14 protein-coding genes are annotated in these 17,239 nt (G+C 62.5%); 4 read left to right on the top strand and 10 right to left on the bottom strand.

Annotated elements, in window-relative coordinates; all coding sequences use genetic code 11:
- On the top strand, positions 1-3,318 hold the full coding sequence (locus IAE33_RS05710; RefSeq protein ID WP_201162765.1) for a DEAD/DEAH box helicase: 3,318 nt from the start codon (positions 1-3) through the stop codon (positions 3,316-3,318).
- Between the two features lie 36 nt (positions 3,319-3,354).
- On the opposite strand, the gene nagZ is transcribed toward IAE33_RS05710, so the two are convergent.
- Positions 3,355-4,353, bottom strand: coding sequence for a beta-N-acetylhexosaminidase (nagZ, locus tag IAE33_RS05705; protein ID WP_174435877.1), 999 nt, complete (start codon positions 4,351-4,353; stop codon positions 3,355-3,357).
- Between the two features lie 70 nt (positions 4,354-4,423).
- The gene (locus IAE33_RS05700; RefSeq protein ID WP_201162764.1) at positions 4,424-5,137 is read right to left on the bottom strand and encodes a TetR/AcrR family transcriptional regulator; all 714 of its coding nucleotides are present in this window, start codon (positions 5,135-5,137) and stop codon (positions 4,424-4,426) included.
- Between the two features lie 252 nt (positions 5,138-5,389).
- Between IAE33_RS05700 and lexA the strand changes: the two genes are divergently transcribed.
- Together lexA and sulA are read left to right on the top strand one after the other, a co-directional pair.
- Positions 5,390-5,998, top strand: a complete 609-nt coding sequence (gene lexA / locus IAE33_RS05695) for a transcriptional repressor LexA (RefSeq protein ID WP_028632476.1) — start codon at positions 5,390-5,392, stop codon at positions 5,996-5,998.
- Positions 5,999-6,011: 13 nt separating this feature from the next.
- The gene (gene sulA / locus IAE33_RS05690; protein ID WP_201162763.1) at positions 6,012-6,488 is read left to right on the top strand and encodes an SOS-induced cell division inhibitor SulA; all 477 of its coding nucleotides are present in this window, start codon (positions 6,012-6,014) and stop codon (positions 6,486-6,488) included.
- A 48-nt stretch (positions 6,489-6,536) separates the two neighbouring features.
- Here sulA and IAE33_RS05685 read toward each other — a convergent pair whose 3' ends face one another.
- The 7 genes from IAE33_RS05685 to IAE33_RS05655 all read right to left on the bottom strand — a co-directional run bounded on the left by IAE33_RS05685 (position 6,537) and on the right by IAE33_RS05655 (position 14,672).
- Positions 6,537-6,770 (bottom strand): hypothetical protein, encoded by a 234-nt coding sequence (locus IAE33_RS05685; RefSeq protein ID WP_028632474.1) that lies wholly within the window; start codon positions 6,768-6,770, stop codon positions 6,537-6,539.
- Positions 6,771-6,820: 50 nt separating this feature from the next.
- Complete coding sequence (locus IAE33_RS05680) at positions 6,821-7,336, bottom strand: DUF6586 family protein (protein WP_201162762.1); 516 nt, start codon at positions 7,334-7,336, stop codon at positions 6,821-6,823.
- A gap of 92 nt (positions 7,337-7,428) precedes the next feature.
- A complete protein-coding gene (topA, locus tag IAE33_RS05675) occupies positions 7,429-10,041 on the bottom strand; it encodes a type I DNA topoisomerase (RefSeq protein WP_201162761.1) in 2,613 nt (870 codons plus the stop codon).
- A gap of 100 nt (positions 10,042-10,141) precedes the next feature.
- The gene (locus tag IAE33_RS05670) at positions 10,142-10,393 is read right to left on the bottom strand and encodes a DUF1653 domain-containing protein (protein ID WP_028632471.1); all 252 of its coding nucleotides are present in this window, start codon (positions 10,391-10,393) and stop codon (positions 10,142-10,144) included.
- A 77-nt stretch (positions 10,394-10,470) separates the two neighbouring features.
- Entirely contained in the window at positions 10,471-11,646 is a 1,176-nt protein-coding gene (gene fadA, locus IAE33_RS05665) for an acetyl-CoA C-acyltransferase FadA (RefSeq protein ID WP_028632470.1), read from the bottom strand.
- Between the two features lie 31 nt (positions 11,647-11,677).
- Entirely contained in the window at positions 11,678-13,825 is a 2,148-nt protein-coding gene (gene fadB / locus IAE33_RS05660) for a fatty acid oxidation complex subunit alpha FadB (protein WP_201162760.1), read from the bottom strand.
- 409 nt (positions 13,826-14,234) lie between these two features.
- Positions 14,235-14,672 (bottom strand): hypothetical protein, encoded by a 438-nt coding sequence (locus tag IAE33_RS05655; RefSeq protein WP_201162759.1) that lies wholly within the window; start codon positions 14,670-14,672, stop codon positions 14,235-14,237.
- Between the two features lie 110 nt (positions 14,673-14,782).
- On the opposite strand from IAE33_RS05655, the gene IAE33_RS05650 reads away from it, so the two are divergent.
- On the top strand, positions 14,783-15,223 hold the full coding sequence (locus IAE33_RS05650) for a universal stress protein (protein ID WP_028632467.1): 441 nt from the start codon (positions 14,783-14,785) through the stop codon (positions 15,221-15,223).
- 63 nt (positions 15,224-15,286) lie between these two features.
- Here the strand turns inward: IAE33_RS05650 and IAE33_RS05645 are convergent, their stop codons facing one another.
- On the bottom strand, positions 15,287-17,215 hold the full coding sequence (locus IAE33_RS05645; protein WP_201162758.1) for an ATP-binding cassette domain-containing protein: 1,929 nt from the start codon (positions 17,213-17,215) through the stop codon (positions 15,287-15,289).
- Positions 17,216-17,239: the final 24 nt, after the last annotated feature.

Raw genomic sequence — 17,239 nt, 5'->3', positions numbered from 1 at the left:
ATGGCAAGAGATGCGTTCGAATGCTTGAGCGACAATCCGAACTGGGTCAAATGCTTCGACCGTGGCGCTTTGCAGCGGGGCGAGAAATACGCCGAAGAAGGCAGGGTCGAACTGGAAGCAGTAGACACCCAGCTGATTTCCGCCACGTGCGAGGGAAGCCGCGGGCAGCGCTACAGCCAGACGATCTTCGTCACCCTGGAAAACGGGCGGTGCATGATCGACGGTGACTGCACCTGCCCCGTGCAGGTCAACTGCAAACACTGCGCCGCTGTGCTGTTTTCAATCTGTGACCCTTACGCCAGCCATGAGCCCGCCGCACCCAAAAGCACGACCCTCTCGCCCGAGCTGCAGCACTGGCTGACCGGCCTGGAGCAGGCACCCCGCAAAACCGAAGAGGGCAAGGACAAACGCGGGCGCATGGTCTGCTACGAACTCAGGCTCGAGAATGACGACAGCTGCTCGTTGATGGTGCGCAAAGGCACACGCACTGCCGATGGCATCCGTTACAGCCGTGTGCAGTCACTTTACGATTACCTGTATCAGCCGCCGAACTTCGTCACCGAGGACGATATTCGCATCCTGCGGCTGCTTTCGGCACTGAACCAGGGCGGCGGCCAGGATCGCGGCTACCGGCTGAGGGGTCACGAAGGCGGCGAGCTGTTCCAGCGTGCCCTTGATACCGGGCGCCTGCTGTACCTGCCAGAGCTGCCGCTGCTGCGCCAGGGGCCTGCGCTCAAGGCCGAGTTTCGCTGGGTACGGCTGGACAGCGGTGCCTATCGCGGCACGTGGGTGAGCGATGGCGGGCAGATGCTGTGTGTCATCCCCCTGGTGCCACTCTACTACCTCGATATCGATACAAAAGAAGTCGGCACGGTCGAGCATACCCTGAACCCGCACACGGCCATGCAACTGACCGTCGCCCCAGTGGTGCCTGAGCACCTGGTCGTCCCTCTCAGCCATAAACTCAATGCGCTCAGCCATCAGGTGCCCACCCCGGCGCCCGTACAGGAGCAACTGATCGACGACATCCCGCCCACGCCCCACCTGACCCTGGGCAGTGTCGAGTTCACCGCCTACATGCCCAAGACCGGCCGCATGCAGCGGCAGTTTCAGCACCGCGCCGCACTGGCCTTCGACTACGATGGTTTGCGGGCGAGCGGCAATGACGACAAGCCCCTGACCCGCCTGGTGGGCAGCACCAGCCAACGCATCCGCCGCCAGCCCGAAGCCGAGCAACGTTTGCGCAAAACGCTGCGCGACATGGGCTTCAAGGTGGCAACGCGGCAGAGCAAGGCACTGCCTGACAGCGCGGGTGAAATGTTCCAACTCGCCGACGACGAAACATGGCTGAAATTCGCGCGCGAAGGCGCAGGGCCGCTGCGTGATGCGGGCTGGCAAATAGATATGCACCGCGACTTTGCTTTCAACCTGCAGGAGGTGGATGACTGGTACGCGTCCATCGATGAAGCGCCAGGCCACGAATGGTTCGACCTGGAACTGGGCATCGTGGTCGAAGGGCAGCGCCACAGCCTGCTACCCATCGTGCTGCACCTGCTGCGCAGCAGCCCCGAACTGCTACGCCCCAGCGAACTGGCCAAACGCAACGATGACGAGCACCTGCTGATTGACCTGAACCGCGGGCGGCTGGACAGCCCTGCCCTGCGCGTCGCCCTGCCCTATGGCCGAGTCAAGGCGGTCATGGCGACCCTGGGCGGGCTGTACCTCGGCGAACACGAGGCCGGCCCCGCCGTACGCCTGGACCGTGCCGATGCAGCGCGGCTGAACGAAGTCGATGGGTTGCCCCTGCACTGGGAAGGCGGCGCGCATGTCCGTGACCTGGGGCGCCGCCTGCGCGATGCCCGCGACCTGCAGGTGCCACCACCCACAGGGCTACAGGCCAGCCTGCGCCCCTATCAGCAGCAAGGCCTGAACTGGTTGCAGGCGCTGCGCGAGATGGGCACGGGCGGCATCCTGGGCGATGACATGGGGCTGGGCAAAACCCTGCAGGCCTTGGCGCACCTGCTGCTGGAAAAAGAAGCCGGCAGGCTCGGCTCGCCGGCCCTGGTGGTGATGCCCACCAGCCTTGTACCCAACTGGCTGGACGAGGCCCAGCGCTTCGCCCCCGAACTGCGCGTGCTGGCCCTGCAGGGCCCTTCGCGCAACAAGCACTTTGCAAACCTGCACGAATACGACCTGGTGTTGACCACCTATGCACTGGTGCCCCGCGACCTGGGCTATTTACAGGATCAACCCTGGCACGTGCTGATCCTGGACGAAGCGCAGAACATCAAGAGCAGCACCAGCAAGGCTGCGCAAGCGGTGTGCGAGCTCAAGGCCAACCAGCGCGTATGCCTGACGGGCACGCCGATGGAAAACAACCTGGGCGAGCTGTGGTCGATCTTTCACTTCCTGATGCCCGGCTGGCTGGGGGACCTGAAGCGGTTCAATCAGGACTACCGCAACCCGATCGAGCGTCAAGGCGACAGTGAGCGGCTGGCCCACCTGGTGACCCGTATTCGCCCGTTTCTGCTGCGCCGTACCAAGGAACAGGTCGCCACCGAGCTGCCAGCCAAGACCGAGATGGTGCACTGGGTCGAGCTCAGCGACGCACAGCGCGACACCTATGAGGCGGTGCGGGTGGCGATGGACAAAAAGGTCCGCGACGAAATTGCCCGCAGTGGCGCGGCGCGCAGCCAGATCGTCATCCTGGATGCGCTGCTCAAGCTGCGCCAGGTGTGCTGCGACCTGCGCCTGGTCAAGGGTGTGGAAACCCGGGGCAACCAGGCCGACAAGGGCAAGCTGGGGGCATTGATGGAGATGCTCGCCGAGCTGCTGGGTGAAGGGCGGCGGGTGTTGCTGTTCTCCCAGTTCACCTCGATGCTGGCCCTGATCGAACAGGAACTGCAGAAGCGCCACATACGTTACAGCCTGCTCACAGGGGATACCCGTGACAGGCGCACACCGGTGCAACAGTTTCAGGAGGGTCACAGCGAGGTATTTCTGATCAGCCTGAAGGCAGGCGGCGTGGGGCTGAACCTGACCGCTGCCGACACCGTGATCCACTTCGACCCCTGGTGGAACCCGGCCAGCGAGAGCCAGGCCACCGACCGCGCCTACCGCATTGGCCAGGACAAGCCGGTGTTCGTGTTCAAGCTGATTACCCGCGGCACCGTCGAGGAGAAGATCCAGCTGCTGCAACAAGACAAGGCAGCGTTGGCCGCCAGCTTGCTAGACGGCGGGCAGGCCGGGCAATGGCGCCTGGGGGATGAGGAAATCGAAGCCCTGTTTGCACCACTGCCGGGTAAACGCGGCCGCTAACGGGTACCGGACCGTGCCGACCCCGCAGCCGCGGGGTCAGTCGATCAACTGCGCCTCGCGCAACGCCCCCAACGCCTCGAGCCAGCGCGGTTGCTGGCGGTAGTCCGTGCAGGCAAAGCCCTGGCCGCGCATGCGTGCGATGCGTGGCGAGGGCTTGACCTGCATACGCTGCGCTGCGCTCAACGCCAGCTCCGCTGCAGCCCGGTCATTGCACACCAGGCCCATGTCGCAACCGGCGGTAAGCGCCGCCTCGATACGGCTGGCGGCGTCACCCACCACATGCGCCCCGGCCATGGACAGGTCGTCACTGAAGATCACACCGTCGAAACCCAGCTCGCCGCGCAGGATGTCCTGCAGCCAGCGCCGGGAAAAGCCAGCCGGGCGGTCGTCGACCTGCGGGTAGATGACATGCGCCGGCATCACCGCCGCCAGCTGCCCACTGAGGCGGCTGAAGGGGATCAGGTCGGCCTGGCGCAATTGCGCCAAACTGCGCTCGTCGGTCGGGATGGCCACATGGGAGTCGGCTTCGGCCCAGCCGTGGCCAGGGAAGTGCTTGCCGCAGGCAGCCATGCCCGCCGCATTCATGCCCCGGATGAACGCGGCGGCCAGATCGGTAGCGCGCTGCGGGTCACCCTCGAAGGCTCGGCTGCCCACCACGGCGCTGCGTTGGTGGTCAAGGTCCAGCACGGGGGCGAAGCTCAGGTCCAGCCCAACCGCCAGCACTTCGGTGGCCATCACCCAGCCGCACTGCTCGGCGAGGTACAGGGCATTGCCGTTGTCCGCCAATGCCCGCATGGCCGGCAGCCGCACGAAGCCCTGGCGCAGACGCTGGACGCGGCCGCCTTCCTGATCCACTGCCAGCACCAGGTCAGGGCGGATGGCGCGAATGGAGGCGCACAGCTCACGCACCTGGCGCGGGCTGTCGATGTTGCGGGCAAAGATGATCAACCCCGCCACTTCGGGTTGACGCAGCAGGTGGCGGTCTTCGGCGGTCAGCCATTGGCCGGCGATATCCACCATCAGGGAGCCTTGCAGGCTGACGGTCATGGGTAATCCTTGAATTGAGACTGGGTGGCGCGCGCCGCAGCCTGTTAGCGTGGCGGGATCAAGCCTTGGCGCTGGAAACCACGGGGGCGGCCTTGGTGCGCGGGCGCAACTGGGCACTGGCCATGGCCGGGTCGGTGACACCGGTGTCGGCACGCATGCCGGCCGCCAGGAAAGGTACCATGAGGCGCATCACCTGTTCGATGGAGGTGTTGATGCCGAAATCGGTTTCGGCAATAGCCCGCAGCGCCTTGATACCCGACATGCTGAAGGCAGCAGCGCCGAGCATGAAGTGCACGCGCCAGAACAGCTCCAGCGGCGGGATGCGCGGCGCAGCCTCGTTGACCAGGAGCATGTAGCGGCGGAACACCTTGCCATACATATCCTCGAGGTAGCGGCGTAGGTGCCCCTGGCTCTGGCTGAAGGCCAGGCCCAGCAGGCGCATGAAGATCGACAGGTCATTGTTGCTGCGCGGCTGCACCACCAGTGCCTGCTCCACCAGCATTTCCAGCAGTTCTTCGAGGGTAGGCTTGTGTTCCGGCTTGGCTTGACGGCGCTCGAGCTCGCGCTCCAGGCTGGCGCAGAACGGCCCCAGGAACCGCGAGAACACGGCCTGGATCAGGGCTTTCTTGGAGCCGAAATGGTAATTTACCGCAGCCAGGTTGACCCCGGCCTTGCTGGTAATCAGCCGCAACGAGGTTTCGGCGAACCCTCTTTCCGCGAACAGTTGCTCGGCAGCATCGAGAATGCGTTCAACGGTTTCCGATTGGGCCATGATTACTCCGCGCGCTCCGCCAGACAAACAGGTGTTTGAAACATACGTTTCAACCCTGCGTCTGTCAAGGCTCCGTGACCGGCCAGTCTCACCTGCTTCCTCCCCGTTCTGGGCTGCCTTGCCTGGCCTTGCCGGTGATGCTTGCTAAGTGCTACTTGCAGCTTGCCACTTGCAGCTTGAGGCTATGTGCTTGCAGCCACCCCAATACTGTATATAATCCCAGTCACTGTACAAAAAGACAGAGCGCTGATCATGTTGAAACTGACGCCACGCCAAGCCGAAATCCTCGCGTTCATCAAGCGTTGCCTTGAGGACAACGGTTTCCCGCCGACCCGCGCCGAGATTGCACAGGAGCTCGGGTTCAAGTCCCCCAACGCCGCAGAAGAACACCTCAAGGCACTCGCCCGTAAAGGCGCCATCGAGATGACCCCTGGGGCATCGCGCGGCATTCGCATCCCGGGCCTGGAAGCCAAGGCCGAAGAAGCCGGCCTGCCGATCATCGGGCGGGTGGCAGCGGGCGCCCCCATTCTTGCCGAGCAGCACATCGAGCAATCGTGCAACATCAGCCCTGCCTTCTTCCACCCCCAGGCCGACTACCTGTTGCGCGTCCACGGCATGAGCATGAAGGACGTCGGCATTCTAGATGGCGACCTGCTGGCCGTGCACACCTGCCGCGAAGCCCGTAACGGGCAGATCGTCGTGGCCCGCATCGGCGACGAGGTGACCGTCAAGCGCTTCAAGCGCGAAGGCAACAAGGTCTGGCTGCTCGCTGAAAACCCAGAATTCGCCCCCATCGAAGTCAACCTGAAAGAACAGGAACTGGTGATCGAGGGCTTGAGCGTCGGCGTCATTCGCCGCTGATCCAGGAGGCGTCATGCAGCAGATCATTCACGCACACGAGCAAGTCCAGTTGCCCCTGTTCGAAGCATTCCTCGCACAGCCTGTATTGCCTGGGCTGAAAGCCAGCGAACTGAGTCGCCAGAGCAGCGCGCCCGACCTGTTCAGCGAGTTGTCGCTGCACGGCGCACCCAGCCATTGCCAGACCTTGTTGGCACCGGTACTGCGCGAACTGAGCGAAGAGGACGAAGCCCGCTGGCTCACCCTGATCGCCCCGCCGTCCAGCCTGACCCAGGCGTGGCTACGGGATGCCGGCCTCAACCGTGAGCGCATCCTGCTGCTGCACCCTCGCGGCAACAAGAGCCCGTTGCAACTGACCTGCGAAGCGCTGCGCCTGGGGCGCAGCCATACCGTGGTCAGCTGGCTGGGCAACGTCAACGCAACTGCACGCCAGCAGTTGGTCCGCGCTGCCAGCACGGGTAATGCACAAAGCCTGAACATCCGCTTTGGCTGATGTTCAGGCCTTGCCTGCGACCACATAGAACATTAAGCGTGACGCACCTCAATGCAGTACGCGCGGCCCTTCTTCCCGCTCAAGCTCGCCATCCATAAGCCGCCCGGCCATTTGCACGCCAACGCTGAGCATGGCCTTGGCCACCTCCACATGCTGACCCTGCAGAAACACCTTGGCATCCTCCGAGAAATCCAAGGTTACCAATGAGCCCTCATCCTCGGCGCGACGCAGTTCGATGCGGCCATCAGGCAACTCGACAATTTCCAGAAAAGACGTAGACATAAACGGCGGTTCTCCACGAAAGGCCAGCATTGTACCAGCGCTGGCTGGACTCAGCACTCACTCAACGCGTCGCGAAAACGCCTGACGAGCGCTTTGAGGTTATGGCGCCAGCTCTCCAGCTCATCCCTCGACAGTGGTTCGGTGGCCGGTTCATCAAGGCTTACGGCCTGGATCAGCGGCTGAGTGACGTCAGTTTTTGGCGCCTTGCGTGCGACGGGCGGCCGGAACAGGTCGGCGTAAGCCCCCAGCATTTGCGCCAGCCAGGTTTCCCGCTGACGGGCAAGCTCCAGCAGTTCTGCAACCTCTGGGATGGCAAGGCCATTGAGCGCATCATCCGCCAAGGCCTGCTCCACACTGGCAGCAGCTGGAAGACGGTAGAAAGCACTGACCTCATGACACAGCCCTAGCAATGCGCCATACAGGTGAAACAGCGCGGCTTCACGCTCTGCCTGGACCAGGCCCTGCGCGTTCATGGCCTGGCTTTGTTCCGCCTTGGCCATGGATTCAAGCGCAAGCCCGGCAAAAAACAGTTTCTGGTTGGTACGGGTGTAGACTTCCTGGGCCATTTCTATGCCCTCCCATCAGGCTGCATGGCGAATTAGCCGGCTCATGAATGACGAGGGCCGCATAGCGGCCCCAATACAATACACGCTGTTGCTCAGCGCTTGTCTTCGACCTTCCAGGCGTTGCCATCGTAGAACGCCTTCCAGCCAGTCGGCTTGCCGTCGACTTCAGACTGCACGTACTGCTCCTTGGTCTTACGGCTGTAGCGGATCACCGCCGGGCGGCCGTCCGGGTCTTTGGCAGGCGCATCGCACAGGAAGTGGTACTTGGGATCGATCTCGTGCTTGTGCGGCACAATCTCCAAGACCAACGGCGCACGGGTTTCCCGGTTTTTCGGGAACTGGCTGGCAGCCAGGAACAAGCCTGAAGCACCGTCACGCAGCACGTAGGTGTCATCCACCTTTTCGCACTTGAGCTCAGGCATGTCCACCTTGTCCATCTTCGGTGGCGCCGCTTCGCCACTCTTCAGCAGCTTGCGGGTGTTCTTGCAGGCCGGGTTGGTGCAGCCGAAGAACTTGCCGAACCGGCCCGTTTTCAGCTGCATCTCGCTGCCGCACTTGTCGCACTCAAGGCTAGGCCCTTCGTACCCCTTGATGCGGTAGTTACCCTCTTCGATCTCGTAACCCGGGCAGTCAGGGTTGTTGCCGCAGATGTGCAACTTGTGCTTCTCGTCCAGCAGGTACGCATCCATCGCCGTGGCGCAGATCGGGCAGCGGTGCTTGCCAAGCAGTACCCGCGATTCCGACTCACCTTCGTCGTCGGCGGCAATCTCATCGCCCGGCACCAGGTTCACGGTAGCCTTGCAGCGCTCTTTGGGCGGCAGGCTGTAACCGGAGCAGCCCAGGAACACACCGGTCGAGGCGGTGCGAATCATCATCGGCCGGCCGCATTCCTTGCAGGCGATGTTGGTCATGGTCGGCTGGTTGGCGCGCATGCCGTCTTCGCTGGACTCGGCAGTCTGCAGCTTCTTGCTGAAGTCGCCGTAGAACTCGTCCAGCACGTTCTTCCAGTCGCGCGCACCCTGGGCCACGTCGTCCAGGTTCTCTTCCATGCCGGCGGTAAAGCCGTAGTCCATGAGGTTGGCGAAGCTCTCCGACAGGCGCTCGGTTACGATGTCGCCCATTTTTTCGGAGTAGAACCGGCGGTTGTGCAACGTCACATAGCCGCGGTCCTGGATGGTGGAAATGATCGCCGCATAGGTTGACGGGCGGCCGATGCCGCGCTTTTCCATTTCCTTGACCAGGCTGGCCTCGGTGAAACGCGCTGGTGGCTTGGTGAAGTGCTGGCTCGGGTCGAGCTGCATCAGCTTCATGGCTTCGCCCTGCACCATCTCTGGCAGCACATCGTCTTCGCCCGGCTTGCTCTGCTGCGGCAGTACCCGGGTATAACCGTCGAACTTCAGAATGCGGCCCTTGGCACGCAATTCGAAGTCACCTGCCGCCACGGTCACGCTGGTGGACAGGTACTGGGCCGGTGGCATCTGGCAGGCCAGGAACTGGCGCCAGATCAGCTCGTACAGGCGCTCGGCATCGCGCTCCATGCCACTTAACTTGGTCGGGTGCGTGTTGACGTCCGAAGGGCGAATGGCCTCGTGGGCCTCCTGCGCGCCTTCCTTGCTGCCATAGACCATGGGCGCTTCAGGCAGGTACTGCTTGCCGAACTCGCGCTCGATGTAGCTGCGCGCCATGTCCAGGGCGTCCACCGACAGGTTGGTGGAGTCGGTACGCATGTACGTGATATAGCCCGCTTCGTACAGACGCTGGGCCATCATCATGGTCTTCTTCACGCCGAAGCCCAGGCGGTTGCTGGCAGCCTGCTGCAATGTCGAGGTGATGAACGGCGCCGACGGCTTGCTGCTGGTCGGGCGGTCTTCACGCTTGACCACGCTGTAGCTGGACGCCTTGAGCTTGTCCAGGGCCGCCATGGCCTGGGCTTCATTCAGCGGCTTGAAGGCTTCACCGTTCTCACGGGCGACCTCGAAGCGCACCTTGGCATTTTTTGCAGTGCCGAGGTCGGCGTGGATTTCCCAGTATTCCTGGGGGATGAACGCACGAATTTCACGTTCACGCTCCACCACCAGCTTCACCGCCACCGACTGCACGCGCCCGGCGGACAAGCCGCGAGCGATCTTGGACCATAGCAATGGCGAGACCATGTAGCCCACCACGCGGTCCAGGAAGCGCCTGGCCTGTTGCGCGTTGACCCGGTCGATATCCAGCTCCCCCGGTTGCGAGAACGCGTCCTGGATGGCTTTTTTGGTGATCTCGTTGAACACCACGCGCTTGTAGCGGGTGTCGTCGCCGCCGATGGCTTCGCGCAGGTGCCAGGCAATGGCTTCCCCTTCGCGGTCCAAGTCGGTTGCGAGGTAGATGGTGTCAGCATCCTTGGCCAGGCGACGCAGCTCGTCGATCACCTTCTCTTTGCCGGGAAGGATCTCGTACTTGGCCTTCCAGCCGTGGTCCGGGTCGACGCCCATGCGTGCAACCAGCTGACGGCGAGCCTTTTCTTTCGGCGATAGGGCCGGTGCCTCACCCGCGGCCGCCTTGCCACGCTTGGCGGCGGGCTCTTTGCTGGCGCTGGCCGAACCGCTGGTGGGGAGGTCTCGGATATGGCCGATACTCGACTTCACCACGTACTGGTTGCCCAGGTACTTGTTGATGGTCTTGGCCTTGGCCGGGGATTCCACAATGACCAGCGATTTGCCCATGGATCGGTGTATTCCTGAATCTGAAGATAAAAAACACGTCAGGTGCCAGACGCGGCACCGCTATATATAGTGGCAAAAGTGCGAGGTCAAGTTCGGCTGATCAGCCGTGCGACTTATCCGACACCCCTGCCAGGCCCTCTTCGGCCTTGACCAAAGCAAAGCGTGGCACCTGTTCGCCGTCAACCTCAACCGACTCACAGAACATTGCAAGGGGGCGCACCCAAAAGCTGTAGTCACCATACAGGCATTGGTAGAACACCATCCACTCCTCGCTTTCGGAATGTCGCGCAACGCTGAAGACACGGTACTCAGGCCCTTTGTAATGCCGGTACACACCTGGCTGTATCTGCATGCCGCCCACCTCTGGGTCAAAACGGTAGAAAAAACAAAACCGGGGCACAAGGCCCCGGTCGCTGTCAGCTTACGCGTTTAGACGCGTTCGAAGACAGTGGTGATCCCTTGGCCCAGGCCGACGCACATGGTCGCCACCCCCAAGGTACCGCCGTTCTGCTTCATGACGTTGAGCAGGGTGCCGGAAATACGTGCCCCCGAGCAACCAAACGGGTGGCCCAAAGCAATGGCGCCGCCGTGCAGGTTAACCTTCTCATCCATCTTGTCGAGCACTTTCAAATCTTTGAGCACTGGCAAGGCCTGCGCAGCGAAGGCTTCGTTGAGCTCGATGAAGTCGATATCGGCCATGGTCAAGCCCGCACGCTTGAGGGCTTTCTGGGTAGAGGGCACTGGCCCGTAACCCATGATTGCCGGGTCTACGCCAGCCACTGCCATGGCACGGATAACCGCCATCGGCTGGATACCCAGGTCCATCGCACGCTGCCCCGACATCACGATCATGCACGAGGCACCGTCGGTGATCTGCGACGACGTACCCGCAGTCACGGTCCCCCCCTTGGGGTTGAACGCAGGCTTGAGCGAGGCCAGGCCTTCAAGCGTGGTTTCCGGGCGAATAGTCTCGTCAAAGTCGAACACCTTGAGGAAGCCATTCTCGTCATACCCTTGCATGGGGATGATTTCGTCCTTGAACTTGCCTTCAACCGTGGCCTTGTGGGCCAGCTGATGCGAACGCACGCCGAACAGGTCTTGCTGCTCTCGGGTGATGCCGTGCATCTTGCCGAGCATCTCGGCGGTGAGGCCCATCATCCCCGAGGCCTTGGCGGCGTGCAACGACAGGTGCGGGTTAGGGTCAACGCCATGCATCATGCTTACATGGCCCATGTGCTCGACGCCGCCGATCACGAAGACATCGCCGTTGCCGGTCATGATGGCCTGGGCAGCGGTGTGCAGCGCGCTCATCGACGAACCGCACAGGCGGCTGACCGTCTGCGCGGCCGAGGTGTGCGGGATGGGTGTCATCAGGGACGCCATGCGGGCAATGTTCCAGCCCTGTTCCAGGGTCTGGTTGACGCACCCCCAGATCACGTCTTCCACCTCTTTGGGGTCGACCTTGTCGTTGCGTTCCAGCAGTTTGGTGATCAGGTGCGCCGACATGTCTTCGGCGCGGGTGTTGCGGTGCATGCCACCCTTGGAGCGGCCCATGGGCGTGCGACCGAAGTCGACAATCACCACGTCTCTTGGATTCAGGCTCATATCAAATCTCTCGCTCTAGCTCGTTGACCGCTCAGTTGAAGAAGCGCTGGCCAGTCTTGGCCATTTCACGCAGCTTGGCGGTCGGGTGGTACAGCGGGCCCAGATCGGCGTAGCGATCGGCCAGGGCAACGAATTCGGCCACACCGATGGCGTCGATGTACCGCAGCGCACCACCCCGGAAGGGCGGGAAGCCAATACCATAAACCAGGCCCATGTCCGCTTCGGCGGCGGTTTCGACAATACCGTCCTCCAGGCAGCGCACGGTTTCCAGGCACAGCGGGATCATCATCCAGTTGACGATGTCCTCGTCGGTAACCTCACGCTGCTCGAATACCACAGGCTTGAGCACGTCGAGCACCGTGGCGTCGGCCACCTTCTTCGGCTTGCCACGCTTGTCGGTTTCGTAGGCATAGAAGCCCTTACCGTTCTTCTGGCCGAGGCGGTTGGCGTCGTAGAGGGCATCCACCGCCGAACGACGGTCGTCCTTCATACGGTCCGGGAAGCCCTCGGCCATCACGTCACGGCCGTGGTGGCCAGTGTCGATGCCAACCACGTCCATCAGGTAGGCCGGGCCCATGGGCCAGCCGAATTTCTCCATGACCTTGTCGATGCGCACGAAGTCGACGCCAGCACTGACCAGCTTGGCGAAACCGCCGAAGTAAGGGAACAGCACGCGGTTGACCAGGAAGCCCGGGCAGTCATTGACCACGATCGGGTTCTTGCCCATTTTCTTGGCGTACGCCACGGTGGTAGCGACCGCAACGTCACTGGACTTCTCGCCACGGATCACTTCCACCAACGGCATCATGTGCACCGGGTTGAAGAAGTGCATGCCAACGAAGTTTTCCGGGCGTTTCAGCGCTTTTGCCAGCAGGTTGATGGAGATGGTCGAAGTGTTCGAGGCCAGGATGGCATCGTCACCCACATGCCCCTCTACCTCGGCCAGCACGGCCTGCTTCACTTTGGGGTTCTCGACCACCGCTTCGACCACGATGTCGACATGGCCGAAGTCACCGTAGGACAAAGTAGGGCGAATGGCATTGAGCGCTTCCGCCATCTTGGCTGGGGTCAGGCGGCCCTTCTCCACGCGGTTGCCCAGCAGTTTGGAGGCCTCGTTCAGGCCCAGCTGGATGGCTTCCTCGCGGATATCCTTCATCAGGATAGGCGTGCCTTTTACCGCCGACTGGTAGGCGATGCCGCCCCCCATGATGCCAGCACCGAGCACGGCGGCCTGCTTGACGTCATGGGCGATTTCATCATGGGCCTTGGCCTTGCGCTTGAGCTCCTGGTCGTTCAGGAACAGGCCGATGAGGCTTTCGGCAACCGAGGTCTTGGCGAGCTTGGCAAAGCCTGCTGCCTCCACTTCCAGCGCCTTGTCACGGCCGAAGTTGGCCGCCTTCTGAATGGTCTTGATGGCCTCGACAGGGGCCGGGTAGTTCGGCCCTGCCTGGCCGGCGACGAAGCCCTTGGCGGTTTCGAACGCCATCATCTGCTCGATGGCATTGAGCTTGAGCTTCTCAAGCTTCGGCTGGCGCTTGGCCTTGAAGTCCAGTTCGCCACCGATCGCGCGCTTGATCAGGTCGAGCGCGCCCGCCATCAGCAGCTCAGGCGCCACCACAGCGTCCACGGCACCCACTTTAAGCGCGTCTTCGGCGCGGTTTTCCTTGCCGGCGGCGATCCACTCGATGGCGTTGTCCGAGCCGATCAGGCGCGGCAGCCGTACGGTACCGCCAAAGCCTGGGTAGATGCCCAGCTTGACTTCCGGCAGGCCGATACGGGCGCTGGTGGACATGACCCGGTAATCGGCGGCCAGGCACATTTCCAGGCCGCCGCCCAGGGCGATACCGTTGATGGCGGCCACGGTGGGTACTTCGAGGTCTTCGAAGGCGTTGAAGATGCGGTTGGCTTCCAGGTTGCCGGCGACCAGTTCGGCCTCGGGCAGCTTGAAGTTGTCGACGAACTCGGTGATGTCGGCGCCGACGATGAACACGTCCTTGCCACTGCTGACGATCACGCCCTTGACCGAGGCGTCGGCCCGGATGGCCTCGACGGCCTGGCTAAGCTCGCTCAGGGTAAGGCGGTTGAACTTGTTGACGGACTCACCCTTGAGGTCGAACTTGAGTTCGACGATGCCACTTTCAAGAGCCTTAACCGTGATGGCTTTACCTTCGTAAATCATCAACTGATCTCCACGATATGGAAGCTGAACTGTACACGCCGATCACTGCAGCAAAAGCAGGCTCGCCTGCCCTGCCCCAGGCACACCCGTCAGCGCGCTAGTCGGGGGGATGAATTGGCGCAGTGCCATACAAACGCTCAATTCATACGCCCGTTTGATTTGGGTGTGCACACATTCTCCGAAAAGGTCAGCGTTGTCAAATGCTGCCGAACGGGTCGAAAACGCGACTTTCCGGTCATTTTGTACCGGCCTGATACGAACGATGATGACAATGATCGAGGTGCATTCACGTCAGCGATTGACCACACTCAGGCCCGAGGGCTGCATGTGAGTCTGGGTACTACAAACCGGAAGAGGCAGATGCCGGCCCGGGTGGGACCGTGGCATCAGTGCAATGAGGGGGTGAGGATCAGGCGAGGGTTTCGAGCACGTGAGCAACATCTTGCAATACAGCGGTATCACCGCGTTCGGTCCAGTACAGGGCGATCATTTGCGCGTCCGCCTCGACCTTGTACACGCTGGCAGGCAGCCGTGCCAGCGCGTCCAGAAAACGTGAGTCCTCACACGGTTCGCGCCACTGGTTCCACCACAGGCCCGGGCTGACCTGCCAGAAGCTGAAGCTGTCCTGGTGACCACGCCGACGGGCCCGATGGTATTGCGGACAAGGGCTTGGCGGTTGCCGCTCAAGCCAATGCGGCCACTGCTGCGGCGCCAGTTGCATGGCCAGGCCCATGCGGCGGGCCTCCAGGCGCAGGCGCATCTGCTCGCTCTGCTGGCGCGAAGAGCGCAGCCAGGAAAGCGGGCTGAGAACCAGCGCAAGGATTGACACCACCAGCAATACCGTCATATCAGTAGTTCCCATAAAACGTTGCAAATGAGCGGGTTAGCCATTTTTCACGGAAGACCCGCCCGAAAGCGACCATACTTCATCTAATACGATTGTCTGGAGTACAGCTCATGATCTATGAACATCTTCTGGTCGCCGTCGACCTGACTGAAGAATGCGACCCGGTGATCAAGCGCGCCATGGCCCTGGCCGCCCCGTCCAACGCCAAGGTATCCCTGGTGCACATCGTCGAGCCTATGGCGATGGCCTTTGGGGGTGACGTACCCATGGACCTGTCGCAGCTGCAACAACAGCAGTTCGACCAGGCCAAGGAGCGCATGGACCGCCTGTTCGCCAAGTACCCGGACATCAACCGCGGCGACTCGCACCTGACCTACGGCCAGCCCCGGCAAGAAATCCACCAACTGGCCAAAGAGCAGCAGTGCGACCTGATCGTGGTTGGCAGCCATGGCCGCCATGGCCTGGCGCTGTTGCTGGGTTCCACTGCCAATGACGTGCTGCATGGCGCGCCGTGCGACGTACTGGCGGTGCGTTTGCTGAAAAAAGACTGACGGGCTGTACGCAGGCCCTGACGCCGGCAAGCTGGCGCGCAGGGCCCTACAGCTTGATGCTGGTCAGCCTTCGAGCTCAGCCCAGCGCTCCACCAGCACATCCAGCTCAGCTTGTAGCTTCTCGATACGGGCGAGCACGGCAGACGTTTCTGCGATGGGCCGTTGATAGAAGCCTGCCGCACTCACTTCTTCCTGGGCCTCGGCCATGCGCTGCTCCAGCGCATCGATCTGCCCTGGCAGCATTTCCAGCTCTCGCTGCAGCTTGTAGCTGAGCTTCTTCTTCGACGTGTCCTCGGCCACTGGGGCGGCGACAGGTGCGGGCTTGGCCTCCACCTTTTCCACTACCGCACTGTTGAGCGCCGACTTGCCGCCTTTGCTCTCCGTCACGCCCAGCAGCTTGGGGGAACCGCCTTGGCGGATCCAGTCCTCGTAGCCACCCACGTACTCGCGCACCTTGCCGTCACCCTCGAATACCAGGGTGCTGGTGACCACGTTGTCGAGGAATGCCCGGTCGTGGCTGACCATCAGCACGGTGCCCTTGTAGTTGGACAGCACCTCTTCAAGCAGCTCGAGGGTTTCAACGTCCAGGTCGTTGGTCGGCTCGTCCAGCACCAGCAGGTTGGCCGGTTTGCTGAACAGCTTGGCCAGCAACAAACGCGCGCGCTCGCCACCGGACAACGCTTTAACCGGGGTGCGAGCCCGCTGAGGGCTGAACAGGAAGTCGCCCAGGTAGCTCAGCACGTGGCGGTTCTGGCCGTCGATTTCGATGAAATCACGGCCTTCTGCCAAGTTGTCGATAACGGTCTTTTCAAGTTCCAGCTGGTGACGCATCTGGTCAAAGTAGGCCACTTCCAGCTTGGTGCCCCGCTCAACCTTGCCCGAGGTGGGTTCAAGGTCACCGAGCATCAGCTTGAGCAAGGTGGTTTTGCCGGTACCGTTGGCACCCAGCAGGCCGATGCGGTCTTCGCGCTGCAGCACCATGGAGAAGTCACTGACCAGCAGCGGCCCGTCGGGGTGGGCGAAGCTGACATGCTCCAGCACCATCACCTGCTTGCCCGACTTCTCAGCCGATTCGATCTGGATATTGGCCTTGCCCTGGCGCTCGCGGCGCTCGCCCCGCTCCATACGCAGCGCCTTCAACGCCCGTACACGCCCTTCGTTACGGGTGCGGCGGGCCTTGATGCCCTGGCGGATCCATACCTCTTCCTGGGCCAGGCGCTTGTCGAACAGTGCGTTGGCGGTTTCCTCGGCGGCCAGGGCTGCTTCCTTGTGCACCAGGAAGCTGGCGTAATCGCCGTTCCAGTCGATCAGGCCACCCCGGTCAAGCTCGAGAATACGGGTTGCCAGGTTCTGCAGGAACGAGCGGTCGTGGGTGATGAACAGCACCGCACCGCTGAAGCCGCGCAGCGCCTCTTCAAGCCAGGCGATGGCGCCGATGTCCAGGTGGTTGGTAGGCTCGTCGAGCAGCAGCAGGTCGGGCTCCGACACCAGCGCCTGGGCCAGCAGCACACGACGGCGCCAGCCGCCGGACAACTCGGCCAGGGTCTTGTCTGCCGGCAACTGCAGGCGGCTGAGGGTACTCTCCACCACCTGCTGCAGGCGCCACCCGTCCCGGACTTCGAGCTCGTGCTGGACGTGCATGAGCTTCTCAAGGTCTTCGTCACCCTGGATGTTCATGCTCAGGTGGTGGAACTGCGCCAGCAGCTCGCCAACGCCGTCAAGCCCGGCGGCGACCACGTCAAACACGGTGCGCTCGTCGGCCACCGGCAGTTCCTGGGGCAGCTCGCCGATCTTCAGGCCCGGTGCGCGCCAGATCTCGCCGTCGTCGCCTTTCTGCTCGCCCTTGACCAGGCGCAGCATGCTGGACTTGCCAGTGCCATTGCGGCCGATGATGCACACCCGCTCGCCACGAGCGATCTGCCAGGACACCTTGTCCAGCAGCGGCATGGCGCCGAATGCGAGGGACACATCGCTGAATTTGAGCAGGGTCATGTTCGTCTCCATAAATCGGGCGCG

The sequence above is a fragment of the Pseudomonas sp. S60 genome, assembly GCF_016647865.1.
GTDB classification, from domain to species: domain Bacteria; phylum Pseudomonadota; class Gammaproteobacteria; order Pseudomonadales; family Pseudomonadaceae; genus Aquipseudomonas; species Aquipseudomonas parafulva.
The sequence above is the reverse complement of the archived record's forward strand: the minus strand, read 5'-3'. Positions and strand labels throughout refer to the sequence as shown.